The sequence below is a fragment of the Streptomyces sp. NPDC017979 genome (genome assembly GCF_044328175.1).
GTDB lineage: Bacteria > Actinomycetota > Actinomycetes > Streptomycetales > Streptomycetaceae > Streptomyces.
On sequence record NZ_JBIRGU010000003.1, the window covers coordinates 115,907 to 138,013 of the forward strand.

Annotated in this window: 16 protein-coding genes; 6 read left to right on the top strand and 10 right to left on the bottom strand. The window is 73.6% G+C overall.

The genetic code is table 11. The annotated features are described in order from the left end of the window. Positions 1-98 precede the first annotated feature (98 nt). The 5 genes from ACH4E8_RS10140 (at position 99) to ACH4E8_RS10160 (ending at position 5,782) form a co-directional block, all read left to right on the top strand. Positions 99-1,583, top strand: a complete 1,485-nt coding sequence (locus ACH4E8_RS10140) for a Cys-Gln thioester bond-forming surface protein (protein WP_398446296.1) — start codon at positions 99-101, stop codon at positions 1,581-1,583. Positions 1,584-1,907: 324 nt separating this feature from the next. After that, positions 1,908-3,572 (top strand): energy-dependent translational throttle protein EttA, encoded by a 1,665-nt coding sequence (ettA, locus tag ACH4E8_RS10145; RefSeq protein ID WP_398446298.1) that lies wholly within the window; start codon positions 1,908-1,910, stop codon positions 3,570-3,572. A 59-nt stretch (positions 3,573-3,631) separates the two neighbouring features. Continuing rightward, complete coding sequence (locus ACH4E8_RS10150; RefSeq protein WP_398446300.1) at positions 3,632-4,078, top strand: acyl-CoA thioesterase; 447 nt, start codon at positions 3,632-3,634, stop codon at positions 4,076-4,078. Beyond that, positions 4,075-4,827, top strand: a complete 753-nt coding sequence (locus ACH4E8_RS10155) for a hypothetical protein (protein ID WP_398446302.1) — start codon at positions 4,075-4,077, stop codon at positions 4,825-4,827. The genes ACH4E8_RS10150 and ACH4E8_RS10155 overlap by 4 nt, the downstream gene beginning before the upstream one ends. 175 nt (positions 4,828-5,002) lie before the next feature. Beyond that, positions 5,003-5,782 carry an IclR family transcriptional regulator gene (locus ACH4E8_RS10160; RefSeq protein ID WP_398446304.1) on the top strand — a complete coding sequence of 260 codons (780 nt, stop codon included), beginning with the start codon at positions 5,003-5,005 and terminating at the stop codon, positions 5,780-5,782. 124 nt (positions 5,783-5,906) lie between these two features. On the opposite strand, the gene ACH4E8_RS10165 is transcribed toward ACH4E8_RS10160, so the two are convergent. Further along, positions 5,907-6,311, bottom strand: a complete 405-nt coding sequence (locus ACH4E8_RS10165; protein WP_398446306.1) for a globin — start codon at positions 6,309-6,311, stop codon at positions 5,907-5,909. 143 nt (positions 6,312-6,454) lie between these two features. Between ACH4E8_RS10165 and ACH4E8_RS10170 the strand changes: the two genes are divergently transcribed. After that, positions 6,455-7,441, top strand: a complete 987-nt coding sequence (locus ACH4E8_RS10170) for a methyltransferase domain-containing protein (protein WP_398446308.1) — start codon at positions 6,455-6,457, stop codon at positions 7,439-7,441. A gap of 249 nt (positions 7,442-7,690) precedes the next feature. On the opposite strand, the gene ACH4E8_RS10175 is transcribed toward ACH4E8_RS10170, so the two are convergent. From ACH4E8_RS10175 to ACH4E8_RS10215, 9 genes are all read right to left on the bottom strand, one after another. Next, positions 7,691-9,052: an FHA domain-containing protein gene (locus ACH4E8_RS10175; RefSeq protein ID WP_398446310.1), complete on the bottom strand. Its 1,362-nt coding sequence runs from the start codon at positions 9,050-9,052 to the stop codon at positions 7,691-7,693. Positions 9,053-9,125: 73 nt separating this feature from the next. Beyond that, a complete protein-coding gene (locus ACH4E8_RS10180) occupies positions 9,126-10,493 on the bottom strand; it encodes a VWA domain-containing protein (RefSeq protein ID WP_398446313.1) in 1,368 nt (455 codons plus the stop codon). 124 nt (positions 10,494-10,617) lie between these two features. Further along, on the bottom strand, positions 10,618-12,369 hold the full coding sequence (locus ACH4E8_RS10185) for a protein phosphatase 2C domain-containing protein (protein ID WP_398446315.1): 1,752 nt from the start codon (positions 12,367-12,369) through the stop codon (positions 10,618-10,620). A gap of 3 nt (positions 12,370-12,372) precedes the next feature. Then, positions 12,373-15,027, bottom strand: coding sequence for a tetratricopeptide repeat protein (locus ACH4E8_RS10190; protein WP_398446317.1), 2,655 nt, complete (start codon positions 15,025-15,027; stop codon positions 12,373-12,375). Continuing rightward, positions 15,024-16,361, bottom strand: coding sequence for a hypothetical protein (locus ACH4E8_RS10195; RefSeq protein WP_398446319.1), 1,338 nt, complete (start codon positions 16,359-16,361; stop codon positions 15,024-15,026). The genes ACH4E8_RS10190 and ACH4E8_RS10195 overlap by 4 nt, the downstream gene beginning before the upstream one ends. A 19-nt stretch (positions 16,362-16,380) precedes the next feature. Next, on the bottom strand, positions 16,381-17,412 hold the full coding sequence (locus ACH4E8_RS10200; protein WP_398446321.1) for a glutamate ABC transporter substrate-binding protein: 1,032 nt from the start codon (positions 17,410-17,412) through the stop codon (positions 16,381-16,383). A gap of 32 nt (positions 17,413-17,444) precedes the next feature. Beyond that, positions 17,445-18,908, bottom strand: coding sequence for a hypothetical protein (locus ACH4E8_RS10205; protein ID WP_398446324.1), 1,464 nt, complete (start codon positions 18,906-18,908; stop codon positions 17,445-17,447). Positions 18,909-19,855: 947 nt separating this feature from the next. Further along, complete coding sequence (locus ACH4E8_RS10210) at positions 19,856-20,845, bottom strand: N-acetylglucosamine kinase (RefSeq protein ID WP_398446326.1); 990 nt, start codon at positions 20,843-20,845, stop codon at positions 19,856-19,858. Beyond that, the gene (locus ACH4E8_RS10215) at positions 20,836-22,101 is read right to left on the bottom strand and encodes a 6-phospho-beta-glucosidase (RefSeq protein WP_398446328.1); all 1,266 of its coding nucleotides are present in this window, start codon (positions 22,099-22,101) and stop codon (positions 20,836-20,838) included. Before ACH4E8_RS10215 ends, ACH4E8_RS10210 begins: the two co-directional genes overlap by 10 nt. Positions 22,102-22,107 lie beyond the last annotated feature (6 nt).

The window sequence follows — 22,107 nt, forward strand, 5'->3', positions numbered from 1 at the left end:
CGGTACGACGGGGATCTGCGGGGGTTGGTGTCCATAGGATTCCCCGGTACTCACGGGGCACTTGAGTCAGTAGGCGAGGTTCCCTCCCCACACGCAGCATGCGAAAGCCTCGCCCGGAGGGGAATTCTGTGTTTGCCAAGTTCTCTGCGTCCGCTGGGCGTGGACGTTCCACCGCCCGTCGCATCGCCGCCGTCACCGCGGTGACCGGGCTCGTTGCGACGGGTGCACTGACTGGCGCGGGTGCGGCCGTCGCCAGCGAGGGTGACCAGCACGTCAACGGCGCCGTCGCCAAGCTCGACGGCCTGAAGATCCACGACACCGCCCTGCTCCACTACCCGGGCGACAAGCAGCCGTTCAAGATGCCCGCGGGCGTCTTCGAGCTGACCGCTGACGGCGGCGGCACGCTGAAGACCTACTGCATCGACCTCCACAACCCGACCCAGGACGGCGCCCGGTACCAGGAGACGCCCTGGGACCAGAGCACCCTGAACAAGAACGAGAACGCCGGCAAGATCCTCTGGATCCTGCAGAACTCGTTCCCGCAGGTCGACAACCTGGCGGAGCTGGCGGAGAAGGCCGGCGCCAAGAAGCTGACCGAGAAGACCGCCGCCGCCGGCACCCAGGTCGCCATCTGGCGCTACTCCGACAAGGTGGAGGTCACCGCCGCGGACGAGGACGCGGAGAAGCTGGCCGACTACCTGGAGAAGGAAGCGAAGAACCTGGCGGAGCCGAAGGCTTCCCTCGCGCTCGCTCCGAAGGCGGTCTCCGGCAAGCCCGGCGGGCGCATAGGCCCGGTCACCGTGACCACGAACGCCGCTCAGGCCGCGCTCGCCCTCTCCGACGACGCGGCCGGCGCCGGGGTCAAGCTCGTGGACGCGGCCGGCAAGCCGGTCACCACCGCGGCCAACGGCGCGCAGGTGTTCTTCGACGTCCCCGCGGGGGCCGCTGACGGCTCCGCGACGCTGACCGCGCAGGCCGAGACGCCCGTTCCGATCGGCCGGGCGTTCACCCCGCTCGTCGGCACCAGCCAGACGATGATCCTGGCGGGTTCCAGCCGGTCCAACGCGAAGTCGATAGCCTCGGCGACCTGGGCCAAGACCGGCCCGGTGCCCGCGGTCACCGCGAAGGAGAACTGCGACAAGGGCGGCGTCGACGTCACCGCCAGCAACAAGGGCGACTCCCCCTTCACCTTCACGCTCAAGGGCACCGAGCACACCGTCCCCGCGGGTGGCTCCAAGACGGTGACCGTCCCGGTCGGCGAGGACCAGGCGTACGACATCACCATCACCGGGCCGAACGGTTTCAAGGAGACCTTCAAGGGCGTCCTGGACTGCAAGACCAGCACTCCGAGCCCCAACCCGAACCCGTCCTCCCAGCCCACCCCGGCCTCGGCCGGCGGTAGCACCGGCGGGTCCGACACCACCGGCGGCAACACCGGCGGCTCCTCCTCGAAGGACAACCTCGCCGCGACGGGTGGCTCCAGCTCCACCCCGATCATCGCGGGCGTCGCGATCGCCCTGGTCGCGCTGGGCGGCGGTGCCGTGTTCTTCCTGCGCAAGAAGAAGGCCACCGCCGGGGAGTGAACACCCCTGAGCGCGGAGTGACGGCGCGCTGAAGCAAGGCTGAGGCGAGGCCGAAGCGAGGTGAGGCCCCGGGTGCCACGGCACCCGGGGCCTCACCTGTGCCTGCGCCCGGGGCCGTGTCCGTGCACGGAGGCGGGTCTGTGGTTGTCGTCGTGCGCGAGGTGCGCGCGTGGCTGTGCCGGTGCTCCGTAGCCCGCGTGCTCACGGGTCCGTGCGGGGCGGGAGGTGCGGCCGGGCGGGGGGTTACCGGTTTCCGTCGGGGGTCGGCCGTACGGCAAGATGGGTGGTATCTCTGCCCACCACTTATCTGCCGGACGGTTTCTCTTGGCTGAGTACATCTACACGATGCGCAAGACGCGCAAGGCGCACGGCGACAAGGTCATCCTCGATGACGTGACGCTGAGCTTCCTGCCCGGCGCGAAGATCGGTGTGGTCGGCCCGAACGGCGCCGGTAAGTCCACCGTCCTGAAGATCATGGCGGGTCTGGAGCAGCCGTCGAACGGCGACGCGTTCCTGTCGCCCGGCTACACCGTCGGCATCCTGCTCCAGGAGCCGCCGCTGGACGAGTCCAAGACCGTGCTGGAGAACGTCGAGGACGGCGTCGCAGAGATCAAGGGCAAGCTCAACCGGTTCAACGAGATCGCCGAGCAGATGGCGACCGAGTACACCGACGCGCTGGGCGACGAGATGGGCAAGCTCCAGGAGGAGCTCGACCACGCCAACGCCTGGGACCTGGACGCCCAGCTGGAGCAGGCCATGGACGCGCTGGGCTGCCCGCCCGGCGACTGGCCGGTCACCAACCTGTCCGGTGGCGAGAAGCGCCGCGTCGCGCTCTGCAAGCTGCTGCTGGAAGCCCCCGACCTGCTGCTCCTCGACGAGCCCACCAACCACCTGGACGCCGAGTCGGTGAACTGGCTGGAGCAGCACCTCGCCAAGTACGACGGCACCGTCGTCGCCATCACCCACGACCGGTACTTCCTCGACAACGTCGCCGAGTGGATCCTGGAGCTCGACCGCGGTCGCGCCATCCACTACGAGGGCAACTACTCCACCTACCTGGACGCCAAGCAGTCCCGCCTCAAGGTCGAGGGCCAGAAGGACGCCAAGCGCGCCAAGCGCCTGCGCGAAGAGCTGGAGTGGGTCCGCTCCAACGCCAAGGGGCGCCAGGCCAAGTCCAAGGCCCGCCTCGCGCGTTACGAGGAAATGGCCGCCGAGGCCGACAAGATGCGGAAGCTGGACTTCGAGGAGATCCAGATCCCGCCGGGCCCCCGGCTGGGCAGCATCGTCGTCGAGGTCAACAACCTGACCAAGGGCTTCGGCGAGAAGCTGCTCATCGACGACCTCAGCTTCACCCTTCCGCGCAACGGCATCGTCGGCATCATCGGCCCCAACGGCGCCGGCAAGACCACGCTGTTCAAGATGCTCCAGGGCCTGGAGCAGCCGGACGCCGGCACCATCAAGGTCGGCGACACGGTCAAGATCAGCTACGTCGACCAGACCCGCGCCAACATCGACCCCAAGAAGACGCTGTGGGCCGTCGTCTCCGACGAACTGGACTACATCAACGTCGGCCAGGTCGAGATGCCGTCCCGCGCCTACGTCTCCGCCTTCGGCTTCAAGGGCCCGGACCAGCAGAAGCCCGCGGGCATCCTCTCCGGCGGCGAGCGCAACCGACTGAACCTCGCGCTCACCCTCAAGCAGGGCGGCAACCTGCTCCTCCTCGACGAGCCGACCAACGACCTCGACGTCGAGACGCTCTCCTCCCTGGAGAACGCGCTGCTGGAGTTCCCCGGCTGCGCCGTGGTCGTCTCCCACGACCGTTGGTTCCTGGACCGGGTGGCCACCCACATCCTCGCCTACGAGGGCGACTCCAAGTGGTTCTGGTTCGAGGGCAACTTCGAGTCGTACGAGAAGAACAAGATCGAGCGCCTCGGCCCGGACGCGGCACGTCCGCACCGCGCGACGTACAAGAAGCTCACCCGAGGCTGAGCCGAAGGCAAGCGACCGCCACCCGGCGGTCGAAGGACAGAAAGCGGGAACGGTCACCCATGGCTCGGCACGTATACAGCTGTCCCCTCCGCTGGTCGGACATGGACGCCTTCGGGCACGTCAACAACGTCGTCTTCCTCCGCTACCTGGAGGAGGCGCGGATCGACTTCATGTTCCGGCTCCGGCCGAAGGACGGCTCCACGTCGTTCTCCGGCGGCTCGGTGGTGGCCCGGCACGAGATCGACTACCTGCTCCCGCTGGTCCACCGGCACGAGCCGGTGGTCATCGAGTCCTGGGTGACCCGGATCGGCGCCGCCTCGCTCACCGTCGCCTACGAGATCAAGGACGCGGAGGGCCCGTCGCAGGTCTACGTGCGGGCCTCCACCGTCGTGGTCCCGTACGACCTGGAAGCGGGCCGGCCGCGGCGGATCACCGAGGAGGAGCGGACCCACCTCAGCCGCTACCTGGACGGGGCGGACAGCGACGAGGGCGTGCTGGTCGCATGACCGCGCCCGTGCAGAGCCTGCACTTCGCCGACGCGAGGGAGGCGGAGGACCTCACCGCCTTCCTCGCCCGGCTGCTCCACTACGACCGTGCCGCCGCCGTCCGCCTCCAGGCCGGCGGACCGGACGGGGAGCCCCGACCGAGCCTCGCGGTCTTCGGCCGCCCGCCCTCCTTCGAGGTGCTGGCGATCCGCACCGCCAGGCTCGGCACCCCGATCGCCCTGGACTCCACCGTTTCCGCAGGTGAACTGCTGGAACGCGTCCAGGGCGTCGGATTCACCCTGCCCGCCCCCGTCACCGGGCCGCCCTGGGCCGGCGTCCTGCCGCCCCGCGGCGGCTGGCGCGAGGTGCCCGGCCTCCCCGACGGGCCCGAGCTGCGCGAACTGGTCGCCGCGGCGGTCGCCGAGTTCCGGCGCCGGGACGAGGCACTGCCGCCCGAGCGGCGCACCCGCACCGAGCGGGACCGGATCGGACGGGAGATCTGGACGCGCGACACAGCGCCCACGCCCCTGCCGCTGCGCGCCGTGCACGCGGCGCACTCGCTGGGCTTCCTGCGCCCCGGCGCACCCGTGGCCCTGCTCACCACCGCGCCCGCAGCGCCCGCCGCATCCGGCGCGCCCGCGCACGGAGTGCCCTCCGGCGCCTGGCTCCGGCTGCGTACGCCCTTCGGCTCCGTCGCGCTCCGGACGAACGGCCCGCTGGCGCTCAACGTCACCCCCACCGCTCAACCCCACCCCACCCGAGAGGCGTGACCACCCACCCGAGAGGCGTGACCGACCGCCCGGCGTGATGGACGCCACCCGAAAGAGGGGCCTTCCGACCGGTTGACCCGACGGTGAACGGGCAGGTGCGCAAGGCACGACGCACCGCCCGGCGCCCGTACGCGGTGCCGGCGAACACGGACCGGTGAGGGAGCAGGGGCGAACGATGGCGAGGGATGGCGAGGGGCAGCCCAGCGCCGTGCAGTCGGTGGACCGGGCCGTGAGCGTGCTGGAGAGCCTGGCCCGGCAGGGCGAGGCGGGCGTCACGGAACTCGCCGACGAGCTGGGAGTGCACAAGTCGACCGCGTTCCGGCTGCTCGGCGCCCTGGAGAACCGCGGGCTCGTCGCCCAGACCCGGGACCGCGGCAAGTACCGGCTCGGCGCGGGCATGCTGCGCCTCGCGGGCGCCGCGGCCCGCCGCCTCGACATCGTCCGCGAGGGCGTCTCCCTCTGCCACGAACTCGCCGCCGAGATCGGTGAGACCGTCAACATCGCGGTCCTCGACGACGACGCTGCCGTCAACGTCGCCCAGGGCCACGGCACCGCCGCCGTCACCTCGCGCAACTGGATCGGCCGCCGCACCCCCCTGCACGCCACCTCCAGCGGCAAGGTGCTGCTCGCCCACGCACCCGCGCCCGTGCGGGACCGGATCCTCGCCGCCGGACACCTCGAAGGTTTCACCGAGCACACCGTCACCTCGCCCGCGGCCCTCCGCCCGCTGCTCGACGAGGCCGTGGAGCAGGGGTACGCCGTCGCCGTCGAGGAGCTGGAGACCGGTCTGAACGCGGTCGCCGCGCCCGTCCGCTCGTACGACGGAACGGTCATCGGGGCGCTCAGCGTCTCGGGACCGGTGTACCGCCTGGGTGAGGACGCACTGCCCGCGGCGGCGAAGCGGGCGGTGACGGCGGCGGACGAACTCTCCCGCCGGATGGGGTACGCGGACTGAGCCGCGGCACCGCCGTGACCTGCCCGTACGCCACCCCGCTCGAACGGCACGCACGGCACGAACGGCACGCACGGCACGAACGGCACGAACGGCACGCAGCCGACCGTGCCGTGCGACGTCGAACCTAGCCGGCGGTGTTGATCATGGAGGCGGCTGCGTACGTCATGTAGTTCCACAGCTGCGCTTCGTGCTCCGGCGCCAGTTCGAGCTCGTCCACCGCGACCCGCATGTGCTTCAGCCAGGCGTCGTGCGCGGCGCGGTCGACCTGGAACGGGGCGTGCCGCATCCGCAGGCGGGGGTGGCCGCGGTTCTCGCTGTAGGTGCGCGGGCCGCCCCAGTACTGCATCAGGAACAGCGCGAAGCGCTCCTCGGCCGGGCCGAGGTCCTCCTCCGGGTACATCGCGCGCAGCAGCGGGTCCTCGGCGACGCCCTCGTAGAAGCGGTGAACAAGGCGACGGAAGGTCGGCTCGCCGCCGACCTGCTCGTAGAAGGTCTGCTCCTGAAGGGTGCCTCGCGGAATCTCGTTCACCCGTCCATCGTCTCAGATGACCGGGATGAGGACCGGGGTCCTAGGACTTCCGGCCGACCCGGCCCCGCGGAGCCGACGGGGCCGACGGGGCCGACGGTCGGCGGGTGCTCGCCCGCGGACCGGGCGCGCGTGACAGTGGAGGCATGGGGACGTATCTGGAGCCGTACACCGAGCCCGCCGACGAGGCCCGCCGCTCCCTGGTGCGCGCGATGGTCGCGGACGGCGGGCTGACCGATCCCGCGTGGCGGCTCGCCTTCGAAGAGGTGCCGCGGCACCTCTTCGTGCCGTACTACTACGTGCCCACCGGGCCCGGCGAGTACGAGCGGCTGTGGTGCGAGGACCCCGACCCGGCGCGCCGGGAACGCTGGCTGCGCGGGGCGTACCACGACGGCCCGCTGGCCACCCGGGTGCGCGACGGGGTGCTGCTCTCCTCCAGCAGCCAGCCCTCGCTCATGGCGCGGATGCTGGACGCGTTGGAGGTGCGGTACGGCGACTCCGTGCTGGAGATCGGCGCCGGCACGGGCTACAACGCGGCGCTGCTGTGCCACCGGGTGGGGGAGGCGCAGGTCACGACCGTCGACGTCGAACCGGAGATCACCGAGTCCGCACGGGTGCACCTGGCCCTCGCCGGCTTCCACCCGGCCGTCGTCACCGGCGACGGCGCCCGGGGTGCGCCGGGCCGGGCGCCCTTCGACCGGATCGTGGCGACCTGCACCCTGCCGTCGGTGCCGTACGCCTGGCTGGCCCAGTGCCGCCCCGACGCGCGGATCGTGGCCCCGCTCTCGACGGGCCTGATCGCGCTGCGGGTACGGGACGACGCCCGGGGTCGCTTCGCGGAGGGCCGCTTCTTGCGCCCGCCGGCGCACTTCGTACCGCTGCGGGGGGTCGCGGCTGCGCCGCGGACAGGCGTGGCGGGGCTGCCGCGGGAGGTTCTGGACGACGGCCTCTTCCGCTTCCTGCTGACGCTGACGGCGGGCAGCCTCGACCCGCACGAGGCGCTCTCCCTGTGGAAGCGCGAACGCGGCCCGCGGAGGGACCGCTTCGGGGTGACGGTGGGTGCGCGCAGGCAGTGGGCGTGGCTGGACGACCCGTCGGGACCGTACGTGTGGGAGTTGGGAGGAGCGGGGTGAGGTTCCCCGGGGGGACCGCGGGGCGCCACGCAGTCGTGGCGCCCCGCGGATGCTAGTGCCCCTCCCGGCAAGCTTTGCCCTGTCGTCCCGTCCGCCACGCACCCTCGCCGCGTTGGCCGAAACCCCTGGTAGGCCCCCTGTGCCCTGCGGGCACGGGAGGTACCCCCACCGCTACCAGAGCTTCCGGCCGCCTTGCGATCGCACGCACCGGACGACCCTCCTCACGGGCAAACATTGCCGGTCACGGCACTAGGCGTGGCGGATGGTGATCGTGGTCCAGGCGCCTACGTGGACGCGGTCGCCGTTGGCGAGGGGGACCGGGACGTACGGCTGGATGGGCTCTTCCGCGCCGTTGATGGTCGTGCCGTTCGTGGAGTTCTGGTCCACGACCGCCCAGGAGCCGTCCGGCTGTTGGACGAGCACCGCGTGCTGGTGGGAGACGCCCGGGTCCTCCGGGGGGACCGACAGGTCGACGTCGGGAGCCTCGCCCGTGGACTGCCGGCGGCGGCCGATCGTCACCTGGGTTCCGGTGAGCGGCAACTGCTGCTCGGGGGAGTACGCGGGGAGCACGAGGCCGCTCGCGTCCGGGCCGCTGCGCTGCATCATCGCCAGGAAGTACTCGCGGTCGGGCCCGATGACGGCCGTCCAGGTGCCGGTGCCCGGCGCCGGCTGCTGCGGGCCGCCGAACGGCGGCGCCTGTATCGGTTGCTGTTGCTGTTGCTGTTGCTGTTGCTGCGGGTGCGCGTGCGCCTGCGGGGGCGGCGGCGGGCTCAGGGGCCAGTCGTCTGCTGCCGGACCCGCGCTCGGGTGCGCCGGCTGCTGCTGCGGGGGCGACTGCTGGGGGAACGCCGGTGGCGGCGGGGGCGACTGGTGCGCGCCGGCCGGGCCCTGCGGGAAACCGGGGGGCGGGGGCGGCGGGGGCTGGTGTCCCTGCGAGGGGCGCGAGCCTTGGAAGTCGTACGCGTCAGGCGCACCCGGAGCCTGCGGACCCGGCGCGTGCGGCCCAGGCGCGTGCGGCGCAGGGCCCTGAGGCGCCGGTGTCTGCGGACCGAACCCCGTCGGGCCGGGACCGGCTGGGCCAGGGCCGACGGGACCGGGACCGACCGGACCGGGACCCATCGGGCCGGGACCGGGCTGGCCGGGACCGGGCTGGCCGGGCATCGGCGGTGCCGGCGGGAATCCTCCCACCTGCGGGCCGGGGCCGGGGGCGCCCTGGCCGGGACCGACCGGGCCGGGACCCTGCGGGCCGGGGCCCGGCGGAGGCGGTGGGGTCTGCGGCGCCGGGCGGTTGGTGAAGCCCGCCGGAAGGTTCAGACCGGGCGGCGGCGTCGTCGCGACCGGCGTGTACGACGTCGCCTTGTTCGTCACGAAGTTGAAGCGGCACTCCTCGCAGAACGGCGCCATCGCCTCCCGCGGAGTGCGGCACTGCGGACACAGCTCCGCCTGGGCGGTCGCGTTCGGGTCCCCGGCCGGCGGGAAGCCGTACCCGGGCTGCGGCGGAGGCGGCGGCGGAAAGGACCCCGGCGCGGCGCCGGGACCGGCCATGCGCTGGCCGCAGACGTCACACCAGTCGTCGGCGCCCGACTGATGACCGTTCGGGCAGGTCGGCATGGAGGCGCCGCCCCCTCTCCTCGTCCGGCCCGAGGGCCGCTGTTCGATACGTGGCCGTCGACGACGGCCCGCCCTACTTCTTCACTCGGACCGTCTTCGTGGAGCGCGTTTCGAGAGTCATCTCGTCGGCGTCCGCGACCTTTGCTTTGAGTCGCACAGTACCCGTCGCCGCATCGACCACGTCCACCACCTTCGAAAGGAGTTTCGCAGTGTCCGCGTTCCCGGAGGCCGCCGCCAACTGCACGGCACGGCCCAGTTTCGCCGTCGCGCCGTCGAAATCCCCGGACTTGCGGGCGTCCAGTCCCGAGCGGATCGCCGCCGCCAACTCGGCCTGCCCGGTGTAGTGCGCGACCTGCGCGTTGATCGCGGTGGAGGCCGCCAGGTCGTCCGTCCACACGGCCCGCACCAGGCCCTGGCCGAGCACTTCCGGCGCCCCGCCGTCCGGGGCCGGGACGATGAGCGAGGCGCGGGCGGCCAGCATCTCGTGGCCGACGCCGGCGTCCGGCACCCGTACGCAGACGTGGTAGTCGCGGGACTCGTCGCCCCACGAACCCGTCGGGTAGTCCCCGGCCCGGGGGCCCGCCCCGGTGCGGCGGTCGGTCAGGTCCTCGACGGCGGGGGCGACCTGCTTGACGAAGACGACCTCCGCCCCGACCGGCGTCCACAGCCGCAGCGCGACGTCCGCGACCTCCTTGCCGAGCGCTTCGGTCATCATCGCCGTGAAGTCGGTCGCCAGGTGGGCCGGGTCGGCGACGATGTCCGCGGTGCCGAGCAGCGCCGAGGCGATCGTGGTGACCTCCTGGACTTCCCAGTCGGTGCCGACGCCCCGCGCGTCGCAGGTGAACCGGCCCGCGACCGCCTCCAGCGCGGCCCGCAGGTCCTCGGGCGACTCGTGTTCGTTGCGGCCGTCGGTCAGCAGGATGCCGTGCCGGATGCGGCTCGCGGCGTCCGCGAGCAGTTCGTCCGTCAGCCGCAGCCAGGTGCCGATGGCGGTGCCGCCGCCCGCCGCGAGCCGGCGCAGGGACCGTACGGCAGCGGTCCGGGTCCGCGCGTCGGCGACCGCGAGCCCGCCGTCGCCCGGGTAGACCTCCTTCGCCTCGTGCGTCCCGGCGACGACCGCGAACTCCACCCCGTCCGGCAGGGTGTCGATCGCCGCGGCCGTCGCCTCGCGCGCGTTGCGCAGCTTCGTCGGCGGGTAGTCCATCGAGCCGGAGCAGTCGACCATGATGACGACCGCGGCACCGGGGGCGGGGGCGGGTATGCCGGTCGGCGACGCCGTGGCGCCGGCCAGCGGGGCGCCCCCGCCGGTGCCGCCGCCGGTGGAGGTGACCGTGACGATCGCGCTCACCTCCCGGCCGTCCTCGGGCAGGAACTCGTTCTGATAGACATCGACGGAGAAGACGGAGAACCGGGGCACCTGCGACTTGGTGAAGTTGGCCATGTCAGGGACTCCTTGGAGGCTCCATACGGGACACGGTGATCACGCTGTGCTGGGAGGGGCGGTGCGGTCCGGCCACGTCACGGCCGGGTCGACGTCGAGGAACCTCAGCGGCCGCGAGGCCCCCTCAAGCTCGATGTCGACCGGAGATCGGCAACACCGCCACGGTGACGTTGTCGTGGCCGCCGCCGTCGAGTGCGTGGCCGACCAGCACCCGGGCGCCGTGCAGCGGGCGTTCGGCGGCGTCGCGGGGCACCGCGGCGGCCATCTCGTCGGCGCCCTCCGCGTAGTTCCACAGGCCGTCGGTGCAGACCACGACCACGCCGGGGCGGTCCGGTCGGAAGACGGCCGTGTGCGGGTCGAGTTCGTACGCGTCGGCGCCGAGCCAGCCCGTGATCGCGTGGGCCCGCTCGTCCGCGTACGCCTCCGCCTCGCTCATCAGCCCCGCCGCCACCATCTGGGCGGCCCACGAGTCGTCCTCGGTGAGCCGGGCCGCGGGCGCGGCGCGGTCGTCGGGCACCCAGTACGCCCGGCTGTCGCCGACCCAGCCGACGACCAGCAGCCCGCCCGCCGACACCGCGCCGACGACGGTGCACGCCGGGGCGTTCTGCTGGCGGTGCTGGTCCTGGTCGAGCGGGTCGCCGCCGGGGGCCGGCGCGGCGAGGGCGTTCACCGCGGCAGCGGCGTCGACGATCGCCTCCCGCATGGCCTGCTCGGGGTGGACGCCCCGGGGCAGTGCGGCCGTCAGGGTGTCACAGGCCGTGCGTGAAGCGGCTTGTGACGCTTCGTCGGGGCGGGTCGCCGACGAGACGCCGTCGCAGACGATCGCCACGACCGCGGGCGAGCCGTCGGGCAGTGCCGTGGTCGAGATCGCGAACGCGTCCTCGTTGCGGTGGTGGCGCAGCCCGCGGTCGCTGACGGCGGCCAGCGGGCCGAGCTCCTGCTCCAGGTGGTCGCGTTCGCGCGGCTGGGCGTGACCGCAGTTCTCGCAGTAGCCGTCGGTGTCGACCCGGCCGGCGCGGCACGCCACGCACCAGGGCGCGCCCTCGGCCCGCGGGTCGGGCCCGTCCGGTGCCGGCGGCGACGGCGGGTCCTCAGGGTGCTCGGCCCCGGAAGACGGCGGGGGCGACACCGGTGCGCCGGCGTCGGACGGGTCCGGCAGCGGCTGCTGCAACTCGTAGTCCCCACTGCCTCGTTCCGCTGGCTCCTCGCCCGCCACCGCGCGCGGCCGTACGTCCACCTCGACGGTGCCGTCCGGGAGGGGCGCCTGACCGTACTCCGGGTCGAACGCCGGCACTTCGGACGTGGGCGCTTGGGACGTGGGCGCTTGGGAAGTGCCACTCGCGCCCGTGCCGCCGGCCCTGCCCGCCGGGACGTACTGCGCCGCCGGCACCCGGCCCGGCGCGTCCGGCAGCACGTCCCACGCACTGGGCGCCGAGGGGTCGCGCGGCGGCCCGGCGAGGTCGGCGAGCGCCGCGAGACGGGACCGCGGCCGTACGGACTCCGCGCCGGCCGCCGCGTCACCCCCGGTCGGGGGCGTTTCGCGGTAGGGGGGCGGGACGCGGGCGCCGCTGACCGCAGCGTTCACCGGGGCGCCCGCCGTCGGGACGTCGGCTCCCGGAGGCCGGGCGTACGACGCGGTGGCCGCGGTCCCCGGCGCCGGTTCCGCCGGGCCGTCGACCGACGGCGTCGCCTGCGGCGGGAGCCGGAGCGCCGCGGTGCCGATCGGCAGGGTCGGCCTGTCCGACCCCGGTGGGCGGCCGGCGATCTGCGGCAGGCCCGCACCGCACCTGCCGCAGAAGCGGTCCTCGATCTCCACGGCTTCGCCGCAGCCGGGGCAGGAGACCGCCCCGGTCGGCTGTTCGTTCTGCGACGACATCGATCACACCCACGTCCGGGGGCGGAAGCGATTGGCACGCTCCACCAGATCCACGCGCTCCTCGCCGCGTTGGGCGAGCCGGGCGAGCACCCGGTACGAGCGTTCCAGCCCGAAGCGCAGGCCCCGTTCGTCGAGTTCGCAGCCGAGCAGCGCGCGGGGCGCGCCGTCCGGATCCGCGGTGCTCGCCGAACTCGGCGGGGGCGGTGGTGCTCCGGGACTTCCGGAGATTACCCAGTCCAGCGCCGTACCGAGTACTTCCGTTGTCAACCGTTCGCCGCGGACCGCGTCGAGGCCCGCCGTCCGCAACGCCGCCACCTGCGCCGCTGCCGCCGACAGATCGTCCAGCAGGGGGTCGAGCGCGGCGCGCCGGCGCAGCCGGGACCGCACCGCCGCCACCCGTGCCGCGGTGTAGTGGATGGACGCCTCCGGCACCGACTCCAAGGTGCGCACCGCGCCGACGCGGTCGCCCGACGCGAGCTGCACCCGGGCCAGCCCGAACGCGGCGCTCACATGGCTCGGGTCGGTCGTCCACACCAGGCGGTAGTACTCGGCGGCGTTGTCCAACTGGCCCAGCAGCTCGGCGCACACGGCGAGCGCCAGCTTCGGCGCGGACTCTCCGGGGAAGGCGTCGTACACCGCGTCGAAGGAGACCGCCGCCGCGGCCAGCCCCCGTTCGTCGCCCGCCACCAGCGAGGCGAGGCCGCGGTACCAGATCACCCGCCAGTCGTCGGCGTGCTGCCGCTCCACCTCCGTCAACACGTCGAGCGCCGCCGCGTGCTCGCCCGTCTCCAACCGGGCCCGCACCTCCCGCAGCCGGGTCTCGCGCGAGGCGACGGGGACCGTGGCCAGCGCGGCGACCAACTCGGCGGGGGCGGCGGCCAGCAGACCGGCGAGGAACCCGGCGTTCGGGTCGTCCGCGTCCACGTGCGGCGCCGGCAGCGCCAGCGCCACTCCTGCGGTGTCCAGCGGCGCGAGCCGGGGTGCGAGCCGGGCGCCGAGTGCGCCCCCGGCCGCCGGACCCTGCTGGAGCGCACCACCGGACCCACCCTGACGGGGGATCGCCGCTCCGGTTCCCGTGACGGCCGGCGCGCCGCGCCCGAACACGCCCCGCGGCACCGGCCGCGCCCCCAGCGCGGACACGTCGTCCGAAGCGGCGAACAGCTCCGTGTCCGCGACCTTCACCTCGGGGCCGAAGAGCGTGGAGAGCGCCGGCCTGGGCCGCCCGGTCTGGAGCGCGACGACCTCCCGGAGCACCCCCGTGAGCTGCTCCGCCATCTCCTGCGCCGACGAGAACCGCCGGTTGGGGTCCGGGTCGGTGGCCCGGACCAGGAGCCGGTAGAACGACTCGTACGTCCGGAAGACCTCGATGTTCTCCGGGTCCGGCAGGGAGTCCACGAACACGTTCGTGTAGCCCTGGAAGTCGAAGGTCAGCACCGCGAGGGTGCGGGCGACCGTGTACAGGTCGGAGGCGACCGACGGGCCCTCCTCGGCGACCTCCGGGGCCTGGTACCCGATGGTGCCGTAGATCGCGGACTCCTCGTCGTCCATCCGACGCACCGCACCCAGGTCGATCAGCTTGAGCTGGTCCTGCTGCTGGATCGCGTTGTCGACCTTGAAGTCGCAGTACAGCAGGTTGCGGCCGTGCAGGTGGCCCAGGGCCTCCAGCGCCTCGATGCCGTACGCGCACGCCTGCTCGACCGGCAGCGGATCGCGCTTGCCGCCCGCGTCGCGCCGCTCGTTCGCCAACTCCTTCAGGGACTTGCCGCCGACGTACTCCATGACGATGTAGCCGTCGAGGGAGCCGGTGCGCTGGTCCAGGTGCTCCACGAAGTTGTAGATGCGGACGATGTTGGCGTGCTCGATCTCGGCGAGGAACCGCCGCTCGGAGATCGCCGCCTCCATCGCGTCCTGGTCGCCGGTGTCCAGCAGGCCCTTGAGGACCACCCAGCGGTCGGAGACCGCCCGGTCGACGGCGAGGTAGATCCAGCCGAGCCCGCCGTGCGCCAGACAGCCCACGACCTCGTACTGGCCGTGCACGACGTCCCCCGCCGCCAGCTTCGGCACGAAGGAGTACGGGTGCCCGCAGGAGGTGCAGAAGCCCTCGGTGCGGCCCGGGCGCTCCCCGCGCGCCCGCCCCACCGGCGCACCGCAGTCGGAGCGCGAGCAGAACCGCTTGCGCTCGGGCACCTCCGGCACGTCCATCACCGCGGAGTACGGGTCGGGGCGCGGCACCTCCGGCACGCTCACCAGGCCCGCGCCCAGCCTCCCGCGCCCCGACGCGTTCCCCGTGGAGCCGGCGGAGACCACCGAGACCGAGACCGTGCGGGCCGCGGCGCCGGCGCCCGTCACCGTGCGCGACAGCCGCCCCGACACGGAGCGGCGCGAGGACGCGGAGCGGGAGGTGCGCGAGGAGGCGCGGGAGGACGAGCGGGAGGAGGCGCGTGAGCCCTGGGAGGAGGCGCGCGAACCGCGGCCCGACGCGCCGGCGCGGGCCCGCGAGCGGGCGCTCCCCGCGCCGCCGGCCGCCACCACCGGCGCGAGACCGCAGGCGTCGCAGTACAACTCGCCGCCGCCCACGTCCTCGTACGAGCCCTCGCAGTCGGGCCGCTGGCAGCGCCCGCCGCCGTTCCTGCCCCTGCTCACGTGCGTCTCGGTCATGGATTCCCCCCGCCGTCGGCGGAGCCCGGACGCCCGGGCTCCGCATGGGCCAACGCCTCCGCCACCGCCGACTGGTAGCGCAACACGGCCTGGTCGGCGACGCGCAGGTCGCACGGTGCGCTCCACAGCATCCGGCGGGCCGCGTCGTACCGCTCGATCAGCAGCGGGTCCTCCACCAGGCCGTGCCGGGCGGCCTTCGCCTTGTACGCGTCCAACCGGCCGCGCAACTCGGCGCGCACCGCGAGCGGCGCGGTCACCGCGGTCAAGGACTCCCGGGCGCGCAGCAGTTCGTCCTCCGCCTCCCGCTCCAGGGACTCCAGCAGCGGGGACAGCCGGTGCCACCGCGAGTGGCGGCGGTGGTCGGCGGCGGTCACCAGCCGCTCCTGGAGCACCGTCGGGGGCCCGCTGACCGCCGGCACCTCGGACGCGGCGATCTTCGCCAGCACCTCGCCGCGGGCCGCCCGCGCCTCCGCGAGGGTCCGGTCCGCGCGGGACAGCACGTCCCGCAGCCGCACCAGCCGCTCCTCCGAGTCCTGACGGACCTGCAACACCGCCTCGATCTCCCGGCGCACGTCCTCCAGGGCGCGCGCCGCCCGGTCGTAGCGGTCGGTGTCCGGGCGGCCCCCGCCGGGCGCCGACGACAGCGGCGCGGGCCGCCAGAACGCCAACGGGTCGGAGATCACCTGCACCCGCAGCGTCGCCAACTCCTGCGTGATGGACTCTAGTTCGTCTCCGGAGGGGTGCTCACCGGGGCGCACGCCCACCGAGTGCGCCAGCGAGCGGGTGCGCTGCAACTCCGCCGACAGCAGGTCGATCCGGGCCGGCAGCGCCGACCACACCGCGTCCGCCGTCACCACCATGTTCAGCGACGTCGCGTACAACTCGTTCATCCGCTCCACCAGACCGGCGAGGGTGAACCGTTCCGACAGCTTCGTCGGGGCGCCCGGCGGGGCGGCGGCGCCGGCCCGGTGCGGCACGGTGACGCTGGGGCCGCGCAGCCGCTCCGTCAGCTCCACCAGGTCGTCCCGGCTCGACCAGCGGCGGCGGGACCGGACCTCCCGGATCTGCGTCAGCGCGTCGCTGTACGCGTCGAAGTACCCCCACAGCAGCGCGATCGCCTGCTCGGTCACGGCCCAGCGGTCCTTGGTGACGCCCGTCAGCTCCGCGCCCTCCAGGAGTCTGCGGCCCGCGTGGTCCTGGAGCGCGAGCAGGGAAGTCTCGATCGCCTCGTGCTCGGAGCCCAGCCGGGCCACGGCACGGTCGACCTCGTCCCGGTCCATCACCGTCTCGAAGAGCCCGTCTCCTGAGCCGGGGAAGGATCCAGCGACGCCCATCGATCACCTCTTTCGTCGGTCAGCCGGAGCGGTATTTGGGGGCGGGGGCGGCGGTCATGCCGGGGAGGTCGGCCTCCAGCCAGTTCCGGTACGCCTGCTTCCAGGCGACCGGGCGGTACTCCTCCAGGACCTTGTTGATCCGGCGCACCAGGTCGTCCTTGCCGAGCTTGGTCGCCACGCCGTAGTACTCGGTGGTGAAGGGCTTGCCGCCCTTCAGCTCCACCGCCGGGTCCTGGGCCGCCTGGCCGGCGGCGAGCGCGCTGTCGGTGACGACCGCGTCGACCAGGCCCTGTTGGAGGCGGACGAGGCAGTCGAGCTGGTTCGGCACGGTCAGCACGTCCGCGTCGCCGGGCCGGCCGTCGTGCTCGTCCTGGAAGACCGCGCCGAAGGAGTTCTCCTTCAGGGCCTCGTTCGCCGTGGAGCCCTCGGCGGTGCACACCCGCTTGCCCTTCAGGCTCTCGTCGTACCCGGTGACGTCCGAGTTCTTGGGCGCCAGCACCTGCTGGCCGGACTGGAAGTACGCGGTGGAGAACGCGACCTGCTTGATCCGGGCGCAGTTGATCGTCATCGTCCGGACCACGACGTCCACGGTGCCGTTGTTCAGCGCGGGGATGCGCTGGTTCGTCGGGATGGCGCGGAAGATGACGGCGTCCCTGCTGCCGAGGACGTCCTGTGCGATCGCCCGCGCGAGGTCGATGTCGAAGCCTTCGAGGGCGCCGTTCGTCGGGTTGCGGTAGCCCCAGCGGTAGCTGTTCTGGTCCACGCCCACGACCAGCTTGCCGCGCTCCTTGATGGCGGCGATCGTCGGGCCGTCCGCGGACGACGGCGGCAAGGACGCCTCCGGGGACTCGCACTCCGCCGCCGCGGCGGCGCGCGTCACCGGCGCCACCCCGGCCTTCGGGACGCCCGCCGACGAGATCGCCGCGCCCGCGTCCCGCGACAGCGGCAGCAAGGTGGCGGCGGCCGCGGCGCAGGCGGCGGCCATGGCGACCACGCCGCCCCAGCCGCGCGGACTGAACCGTCCGACGCGCCCGGTGTCCTGCACTCCCATCACGTCCCCCTCTCCCTCTTCCACCGGCGCCGTCACCGGTACTCCGAAAGCCTGCGGTTGATCCCGAGGACCGCGCCCAGCGCCCCCGCCACGCCGAGCGCCACGGCCCCGACGGGCAAGACGCCCAGAGCGCCCCGGCCGTTCTCCGCGGCGCGCGTGAATTCGCGCTGCTCGTGCGCCAGCGCCTGGTCCAGCGCGGCGTCCACCTCGTCGAAGGACTGCCCGGTCGAGCCCTTCGCACCGATGACCTTCTCCACCGCGCGCTCGTACTCGCCGCCCCGGTCCGTCTCGCTCACCTGCCGGTGCCGCTCCTGCCAGGCGTCGACGTCCTCGGCCGCCGACTCGACCGGGCGGCGGCCCGCGGCGTCGTCGGCGAGCCGCTGGGCCCGGCCCAGGTCGTCGACCAGATCGCGCACGTGCTGGGCGTACTCCGTCTCGTACTTGTCCTGCTTGCCGTCGTCCGTGAGCACGGCGCCCCGGGAAACCAGGACGAGGTTCTCATTGGCCCGCGCCTTCAAGGCGCTGATCCGGGCGTCGTTCAACACCTTCAGCGACTGCTGTCCGTGGGCCTGCGCCTGGCCCAACTGGGCCGCGGCCACGGTCTGTGCGACGACCAGCCACAGCAGGACGACGGCGCAGGCGGCGCTGGCCGCGAGCAGCCCGTGGTTGAAGACCCGGTTCGTCCGCAGGAAGTTCCGGCGCTGCGCCCAGCCGAGCGCGCCGAGCGCGGCGAGTCCGACGAGCACGGACAGCAGCGGCCAGGACCGGGCGTCCTCGTCGTCCCGGTCGAGCCGGGCGGTCTCCGCGTCGTACAGCTTCTGCGCGGCGGGCAGCAGCACCTTCGTCATCTGCTCGTTGGCGAACCGCAGGTACGCACCGCCGAGCGGCAGCCCCTGGCGGTTGTACGCACGGGCGGTCTCGATGTGCCCCGTGTAGATCGGCAACTGCTCGTTGAGCGTGGCGATGTGCCGGCCCGACTCGCTGCGGCCGTCCGCGTGCGTCGCGGCCTTCACCAGCAGTTGGGAAGCCCGGGCGACGTCCTGCTCGTACCGCTCGCGCACCGCGCGGGGCTCCTTGACGGCGCCGGCGAGGAAGCCGCTGGAGGCGGCGGTGTCGGCGTCCGCGAGGGAGCGGTAGACGAGCGCGGCGTCCGCGCTGAGCGGCTGGCTGCGCTCGACGACGTCGTCGGCGGCGCCCGCGCGCTGCGACACCTCCAGCGCGGTCACCGCGCCGAAGGCGAGCACCAGCACGGCGAGCACCGCGCCGATGACCTGGAGCCGACCGGGCTCGGTGGTGGCGGCGGCGCGGAGGTGGGCGGCGGCGTCGGCGAGGGTGCTGGGCGGGACGCGGGGGTCGCGCGGGGCGCGACTGCTTCCCGCGCTCGGTGTGTTCCGGGTGCTCGGCGAGCTCGGCGTGCCCTGTGTGTTCGGCGCGCTCGGCGTGTTTGACGCGGTGTGCGTGCTCGGTGCGCTCGACGTGCTCGGCGGATGTGTCACGAGACCTCCCCCTCGGTCGCTGACGACGGTCCGCCCCCCGGCGGTTCGGGGGACTGCCCCCGGCCAGCAGTATGGCTGCGATGGCCGACGAGCACAGCCGCCTTGACTGGATCTTGCACCAGCCACGCACCCGGGTGCCCCCCGGCGACGGCGCCCACGCCCTCTGCCCTCGGTCCGGTTCCCCCGCGTCGGGCTGCGCTGGAGGGCGCGGTTTCCCTGCAGGTGCGTTGCTCTCTGCGGCCCGGTGGTGGGCTGGTCGCGCAGTTCCCCGCGCCCCTGTTTCGCTGCCCCTGTCGGTCACCTGCAGGTCGGGCAGGGGATTGTCCCTACGCCCGTAGGGCGTGGGGGGGACCACCCCCAGCGCTCCTTGGCTACGCGCCGTGGGGCGAAGTGTCGTTTGTTGGCTGCGGCCTGGTGGGCTGGTCGCGCAGTTCCCCGCGCCCCTAAACCTTCGTGCCTTGCGGGTGGGAGGAAGCCCCGGCGCTCCTTGACTACGCGCCGTAGGGCGAAGTGCCGTTTGTTGGCTGCGGCCCGGTGGTGGGCTGGTCGCGCAGTTCCCCGCGCCCCTGTTTCGCTGCCCCTGTCGGTCACGTGCAGGTCGGGCACGGGATTGTCCCTACGCCCGTAGGGCGTGGGCAATTAGGGGCGCGGGGAACTGCGCGAGTAACCCACCACCGGGCCGTAGAGACCAATGCACCCGCAGGGGTATGGCGGGTGTGTCAGGGGCGCTGGGGGTCCCCCCACGCCCTCTGGGCGTAGGGGGCGGAACTGCGCGACCAGCCCACCACCGGGCCGCGGACGAAAGGGGGTAGGGGCGCTGGGGTCCCCCAGGCCCCGCGGGTGTAGGGGGCGGAACTGCGTGGGTGACGCACCACCGGGCCGCTGAGACCAACGCACCCCGCAGGGGTACGGCGGGCCCCGGGGCGCGGGCCCCGGGGCGGGGGCGGCTAGGGGAGGTAGTGGGCGCGGGCCGTCGCGTGGGACGCGGGGGGCGCGGAGAGCTCGTCCAGACCCAGGAGGACCGCGCCCAGGACCGGCGGGGACACCACGACCTGGGCCCGCGCCTTCGGAGCCCGCTCCGCCAGCAGCGCTCCGATGTGCGCGTCCAACTCCGGGTGCCGCGCGGCCAGGACACCCCCGCCGAGCACCACCGGCGCCTCCTCCGCCAAGAGGTCCAGCTTGCCGAGGGTGACCGTCGCCATCGTGACGATCTCCTCCGCCAGCCGGCGCACCAGCGCCTGCGCGACCGGGTCGCCCGCCGCGCTGGTCGCGAAGAGCACGGGGGTCAACTCGTGCACCCGGGCGTACGGGATCCCGCCCAGGTGCAACGTCTCGATGAGCTCCGTCATCGACCCGAGACCGAAGTGCGCCGGCAGGGTGCGGGCCAGCTCCGTCGGCGCGCCCCGGCCGTCCTCCGAGCGCGCCGCCGACCACAGGGACTCCTCCGCGAGCCCCATGCCGCCGCCCCAGTCGCCGGAGATCTTCCCGATCGCGGGGAAGCGCGCGGTGCGCCCGTCGGGGCGCATCCCGACGCAGTTGATGCCGGCGCCGCAGGTGACCGCGACGCCCCGGGGCTCGTCGACCCCGGCCCGCAGGATCGCGAAGGTGTCGTTGCGCACCCGCGTCGACGCCCCCCAACCCCGCGCGTGCAGCGCCGCGGTGATCTGCTCCTCCTCCACCGGCAGGTCGGCGTTGGCGAGGCACGCCGAGACGTGCTCGACCCCGTCGATGTCCAGCCCTTCGGCACGCGCCCGTGCGAGCGCCGCCGCGACGGGCGCGGCGATCGCATCGACCGCGGCGTCGAGGCCGACCTTGGGGGGCTGGAAGCCCACGTTCCCCCGCTGCGACGCGAGCACCGAACCGTCGGCCGCCACGAAGGCCACGTCGGTCTTGCTGTTGCCCGCGTCGATCGCGAGGACTGCTGCGGTCACGCCCACGCCAGGTGCTCCCGGTTGTGCGCCACGAGCTGGTCGGTGAGCGCTTCGGCGTACTCGTACTGGCCGATCAGCGGGTGCGCCAGCAGCGCCCGGAACACTCGGTCGCGCCCGCCCCGCAGCGCCGCGTCCAGCGCCAGGTCCTCGTACGCGGTGACGTTCGCGATCAGGCCCGCGTACAGCGGGTCCACCGTCGGTACGGGCAGCGGCGCGGCGCCCTTCGCGCCGACCGCGGCCTGCACCTCGATGACCGCGTCGTCGGGGAGGAACGGCAGGGTGCCGTCGTTGGTGGTGTTCACCACCTGGTACGGGCTGCCGCCCCCGCCGAGCAGCGACGCCGCGAGGTCCACCGCCGCCTCCGAGTAGTACGCCCCGCCGCGCTTGGCCAGCAGCTCCGGCTTGGTGTCCAGCGTCGGATCGCCGTACATCTCCAGGAGCTGCCGCTCCATCGCGGCGACCTCCGCGGCCCGGGACGGCTTGGTCCGCTGCTCCCGCACCACCTGGTCGTGCGTGTAGTAGTAGCCCAGGTAGTACGAGGGCACGACGCCGAGCCGGTCCAGCAGCTCCCGCGGCAGCCGGACGTCGTCGGCGACGGCCGCGCCGTGCTCGGCGAGCAGCTGCGGCAGCCGGTCCTCGCCCGCCGGCCCGCCGATGCGGACCCCGGTCTCCCAGGTGAGGTGGTTGAGCCCGACGTGGTCGAGGTGGACCTCGCCGGGGGTCACGCCCAGCAGCTTGGCGAACTTGCGCTGGAAGCCGATGGCGACGTTGCACAGGCCGACGGCCTTGTGCCCGGCGGTCAGCAGGGCCCGGGTGACGATCCCCACCGGGTTGGTGAAGTCGATGATCCAGGCGTTGGGGTTGGTGCGCCGCACCCGTTCGGCGATGTCGAGCACGACGGGCACGGTCCGCAGCGCCTTCGCGAGGCCGCCGGCGCCGGTCGTCTCCTGCCCGACGCAGCCGCACTCCAGCGGCCACGTCTCGTCCTGCTGCCGGGCCGCCTGCCCGCCGACGCGGAGCTGGAGCAGCACCGCGTCGGCGTCGGCGACGCCCGCGTCCACGTCGGAGGTGGTGACGATGGTCCCTCCGTGGCCCTGCTTGGCGAAGATCCGCCGGGCCAGTCCGCCGACCAGCTCCAGCCGCTCCGCGGCCGGGTCGATCAGCACCAGCTCGGTGATCGGGAGCGTGTCCCGCAGCCGGGCGAAGCCGTCGATCAACTCCGGTGTATAGGTGGATCCGCCACCCACGACAGCCAGCTTCATTCAGTT

Excerpts from the sequence above, each read along its gene's own strand:
- ACH4E8_RS10200 (WP_398446321.1), bottom strand. The coding sequence starts at position 17,412 with ATGGGAGTGCAGGACACCGGGCGCGTCGGACGGTTCAGTCCGCGCGGC.
- ACH4E8_RS10180 (WP_398446313.1), bottom strand. The coding sequence starts at position 10,493 with ATGGCCAACTTCACCAAGTCGCAGGTGCCCCGGTTCTCCGTCTTCTCC.
- ACH4E8_RS10170 (WP_398446308.1), top strand. The coding sequence starts at position 6,455 with ATGGGGACGTATCTGGAGCCGTACACCGAGCCCGCCGACGAGGCCCGC.
- ACH4E8_RS10150 (WP_398446300.1), top strand. The coding sequence starts at position 3,632 with ATGGCTCGGCACGTATACAGCTGTCCCCTCCGCTGGTCGGACATGGAC.
- ACH4E8_RS10160 (WP_398446304.1), top strand. The coding sequence starts at position 5,003 with ATGGCGAGGGATGGCGAGGGGCAGCCCAGCGCCGTGCAGTCGGTGGAC.
- ACH4E8_RS10190 (WP_398446317.1), bottom strand. The coding sequence starts at position 15,027 with ATGACCGAGACGCACGTGAGCAGGGGCAGGAACGGCGGCGGGCGCTGC.
- ACH4E8_RS10195 (WP_398446319.1), bottom strand. The coding sequence starts at position 16,361 with ATGGGCGTCGCTGGATCCTTCCCCGGCTCAGGAGACGGGCTCTTCGAG.
- ACH4E8_RS10140 (WP_398446296.1), top strand. The coding sequence starts at position 99 with ATGCGAAAGCCTCGCCCGGAGGGGAATTCTGTGTTTGCCAAGTTCTCT.
- ACH4E8_RS10185 (WP_398446315.1), bottom strand. The coding sequence starts at position 12,369 with ATGTCGTCGCAGAACGAACAGCCGACCGGGGCGGTCTCCTGCCCCGGC.
- ACH4E8_RS10155 (WP_398446302.1), top strand. The coding sequence starts at position 4,075 with ATGACCGCGCCCGTGCAGAGCCTGCACTTCGCCGACGCGAGGGAGGCG.
- ACH4E8_RS10175 (WP_398446310.1), bottom strand. The coding sequence starts at position 9,052 with ATGCCGACCTGCCCGAACGGTCATCAGTCGGGCGCCGACGACTGGTGT.
- ACH4E8_RS10215 (WP_398446328.1), bottom strand. The coding sequence starts at position 22,101 with ATGAAGCTGGCTGTCGTGGGTGGCGGATCCACCTATACACCGGAGTTG.